This window comes from Okeania sp., from assembly GCF_983059655.1.
In genome coordinates, this window is record NZ_CEZPJD010000670.1 from 1 (window position 1) to 4,461 (window position 4,461).

The window sequence follows — 4,461 nt, forward strand, 5'->3', positions numbered from 1 at the left end:
CTTGCGTCTTTCGCCGACGCGGGGTCGCACCGCTGTTCCCTGTTCCCTGTTCCCTCTTCCCTATAAACCTACTTTCATACCTTAATTCAGCAATGCCTTTTTAGGATAGTAATGTACAGTTTGAAAATTAATCTTTTTTTCCCTACTGCCTACTCCCTAAAGTACTAAAATTTTGTACCTCATCAACTCCAAAACTGCTGTAAGCCTCCCTATTGCAGAGGTACTGATAACTGAAATGACACACTTATTCTTTGATTATGTCAATTTCCTGACAAAATATTGCAATCTTTATTTGTTAAATCCGAATTTAACCTAAAATTATTAATGATTTACGGGCATCCCAGTAAGATAATGATAAAATTTATTTTTTAGTTAAATTTGTAATTTAGATAATTATGCGAACCCATTATTGCGGCCAACTAAATAGTAATCATATAGAAGAAACTGTAAACCTCTGTGGATGGGTAGACCGTCGTCGGGATCATGGGGGCGTAATTTTTTTAGATTTGCGCGATCGCACGGGTATTGTCCAAATTGTTAGTGACCCAGAGCGGACTCCTGACTCATATCAAATAGCTGGGGATATTCGCAATGAATATGTTGTGCAAATTACTGGTAGAGTCAGTCGTCGCCCGGAAGAATCTCTCAACCCCAAACTTCCTACTGGCGAAGTTGAAATTTATGCGGATGATATTAAACTTTTGAATGGTTTAGGGAAACAATTACCATTTCAAGTTTCTACTGCTGAAACAGAATCTGTCCGTGAAGAGTTGCGACTCAAATATCGGTATTTAGATTTGAGAAGGGAGCGCATGACCCAAAATTTGCAACTGCGCCATGAAGTTATCAAAGCTATCCGCCGTTTTTTGGAAGACGAGCAAAATTTCATTGAAGTCGAAACCCCCATTCTCACTCGCTCTACTCCAGAAGGAGCGCGGGATTATCTGGTTCCCAGTCGCGTTCATGCAGGGGAATGGTTTGCTCTACCTCAGTCTCCTCAATTATTCAAACAAATGTTAATGGTTTCTGGTTTTGACCGTTATTATCAAATTGCCCGTTGTTTCCGGGATGAAGATTTGCGAGCGGATAGACAGCCAGAGTTTACTCAGTTAGATATGGAAATGAGTTTCATGTCTCAGGAGGAAATTATCCAATTAAATGAGAAGTTAGTAGGATATATTTTTGAGAAAGTCAAAGGTGTAGATTTACCTCTACCATTTCCTCGCCTGACTTATGCAGAAGCAATGGATCGTTACGGCAGTGATAAACCAGATGTTCGGTTTGGCTTAGAGTTGGTAGATGTCTCCGATTTAGTGAAAGATTCTGGTTTCAAAGTATTTTCTGGAGCAGTTGCTGCTGGTGGCATAGTGAAAGTGCTGCCTATTCCTGGAGGTAACGATGCTATCTCCAATGTGAGAATTAAACCAGGTGGCGATTTATTTAAAGAAGCAAGTGAAGCAGGAGCTAAAGGTTTAGCTTATATTCGTGTTAAAGAGAAAGGCAAAATAGATACTATTGGAGCTATCAAAGATAACCTCACCGACGAACAAAAACAGGAATTGTTACGACGCACCGATGCAAAACCAGGTCATTTGCTATTATTCGCTGCGGATGATGCAAATACTGTGAATAAAACTTTAGACCGTTTGCGGTTAGTGGTAGGTGAGGAATTGGGATTAATTGACCGCAATAAAATTAGTTTATTGTGGGTGACAGATTTTCCTATGTTTGAATGGAATGAGGATGAAAAACGTTTGGAAGCTTTACATCACCCATTTACTGCACCTCACCCAGATGATATTAGTGACTTGAAAACTGCACGAGCGCAGGCTTATGATTTGGTTTTTAATGGTTATGAAATCGGGGGTGGTAGTCTGCGGATATATCAACGAGAGGTACAGGAAAAGGTATTTGAAGCTATTGGTTTATCTGATGAGGAAGCAGATAATAAGTTTGGCTTTTTATTGGAAGCGTTTGAATATGGTACTCCTCCTCACGGTGGTATTGCTTATGGTTTAGATCGGTTGGTGATGTTGTTAGCTGGTGAAGAGTCAATTCGAGATGTAATTGCATTTCCGAAGACTCAGCAAGCTAAATGTTTGTTGACAAATGCGCCGTCTGAAGTTGATAAAAAGCAATTGAAAGAATTACACGTTAGTTCAATTTCTAAACCGAAGTCTTAGTTTTATATCAAATCCGTTTAATTCGGTATAAAAAAATATTCCATCTTCACCCAGAGCGGAAAGAATTCTGAGTTTTCTTCCCTTCTGAATTGCAGGATTGCTGTTTGTGGAGCATTCCGTAGGAAATTCTGATTCACTATCTTATTACACCGATGCTACCGGATTTGATATTATAGCAAAACTCAGCGGGGAGCTGTTTGCGCAATATGGCAAATGAAAAGGCAGAATTTTGCTTATGAGCATTCTGTCGTTTCAGCTTTTCTGTAAATTATCACCTTAGTTGCCTTTCAGAAAAAATGCTGTGGAAAAAAAACTCCAATAGACATCTCCAATATAGCGCTACGCGCAAGTCAGAAGTCAGAAGTCAGAAGTTAGAAGTAATCCCTGACTAAGTTTGAGCGTCTATAATTGCCCTAACCTATTTGCGTAATGCTATAATAAAAAATAGAATCAATTATCGCACAGAAATTATCAATTTATAGTTGAACATCAGCATTATAAGATTGTAGGGGCGATTCGCGTTTGCGGAGCATTCCGTTAGGAAATCGCCCCTACTAGATATGGTGGTTATGCGTAAGTCTTGCCTGATTGAGATGAAGTATGGCAGAATGCGACAACGGGAGGAAGATGCTCCCACTGCCTAACTATTGAATTTTGACTGACTGCCTCATTCTCTTAACTCTCTTCACCTACAACTAAATACCACAGTACATCAATACCTCTACCGACATATTCTGAATCTTGATGTTGTTCAATCCATTGAATGATGCTGGGGAGGATATTATTGGATTTTTTGCCCAATTTGCCCAAGGCTTCAGATCCCCTTTGACGCACATAAGAATCTTCATCTTCAAGTTTTCCAAGTAAAGCATTAACTATAGTTTCGGAAGTATTACCCAAATCGCCTAAAGCAGTTGCAGATCCACAACGAACAAATGAATTATCATCCTCAAGTTTTTCTAGCAAAGCATTAACTACAGTTTCCGAAGAATTACTCAAGTTACCTAAAGCCATTGCTGCCATTCCGCATACATCAGAAACTCGATCTTTTAACCTTTCTAGCAGTGCATTGATTACTACCTCAGAATTGTTGCCCAACTTTCCTAAAGCATTAGCAGCACCTCCACGCAAAATAGGATTTTCATCTTGTAGTCGCTCTAGTAGGATGCTAATCTCACTGTGAGAAATAGCATCTGAGTGATCTAAGTCAGCCTCATCCCCTTTAACCAGAGCAAAAACCCAATCTTGTAGTTGTGGTGGTAAGGTTTCAAGCACTGTATCTATATTATTGCTTAACCTTTTAGAGCCTAACCTTTCTATCACAAAGGCTGCTTCCCAACGTACAGCTAGATTATCGTTTTGTAGTAAATCTAATAAAACATTAAAAGCATTTTGGGAATTTTTGCCCCAATAACCTAAAGTATGAGCCACAGTCTGACGCAAATAGGGATCTTCATGCTCAAGGTTTACTGCCAGGGCGTTGACTACAGTTTCTAAAGGTTGTCTAGAATAGCGTAAAGTATAGACTGCTTTTCGACGTATAACAGAATCTTTATCCTGAAGCTTTGTTAATAGGATAGTGATTACTTCTTCTTTTTCTCCTAGTTCCGCTCGATATGCCAGCAATGCCGACTCATCAATCAAATTAGATCGCTCCTTCAACATCTCTAGAGCCTGCGCCTCAAAGTCAGTTTCATACAAACTACGAAAACTGTGGTAAACCTGTGTATGAATTCCCGCACCAACCTGCTCTTTACCACTCACCTCCAACCCAACCAACCTCTCCAAAATTTCCTGTACCAACTCACCATCAACACTCCGCAAACCTTTTGGATCTTCTGCCAAACAATTTCCAGCAAAAAACAAATCCCGATGTAACCACTGCTCATACTCACTACCATGATTCAAAATTGCCCGCATCGCCTTTGCCACCTTTTTCGGCTTCTGTTGCGCTATCAGCAATAGTAAAACTTCCCGCCAATGTGAGTCATGCAAATGTTCTCGAATACTATCCAAAACAATTTCAAAATCACCCTCATTATCTGCTTGATAATCAATTTCCTCAGCACACAAATATTCTTGAAAAGTCTTATGCACAAACCCATAAAAATCTTGTCCCTGCTCATTCAACAACCCCGTGCGTTCCCTAATCAAATCCACAAATCTTTCCGCCTCTTCCTTTGCCTGATATAACTGCACCTGCTTTAACTGCTTAATCTCTCGACTCAACTGCTCTATCAACTCATCCCTATCTATCAACGTGCCACCCTCATTATCC

General features: G+C 39.9%; 2 protein-coding genes. One reads left to right on the forward strand and one right to left on the reverse strand.

What is annotated here, in order from left to right; all coding sequences use genetic code 11:
• Window positions 1–395: 395 nt before the first annotated feature.
• Entirely contained in the window at window positions 396–2,183 is a 1,788-nt protein-coding gene (gene aspS, locus AC3DU7_RS26320) for an aspartate--tRNA ligase (protein ID WP_488042235.1), read from the forward strand.
• A 675-nt stretch (window positions 2,184–2,858) separates the two neighbouring features.
• Here the strand turns inward: aspS and AC3DU7_RS26325 are convergent.
• On the reverse strand, window positions 2,859–4,461 hold a 1,603-nt coding region (locus AC3DU7_RS26325), incomplete at its 5' end, for a HEAT repeat domain-containing protein (RefSeq protein WP_488042236.1).

Bases quoted from the DNA above. Each gene is read 5' to 3' on its own strand.
- aspS (WP_488042235.1), top strand. From the start codon at position 396: ATGCGAACCCATTATTGCGGCCAACTAAATAGTAATCATATAGAAGAA.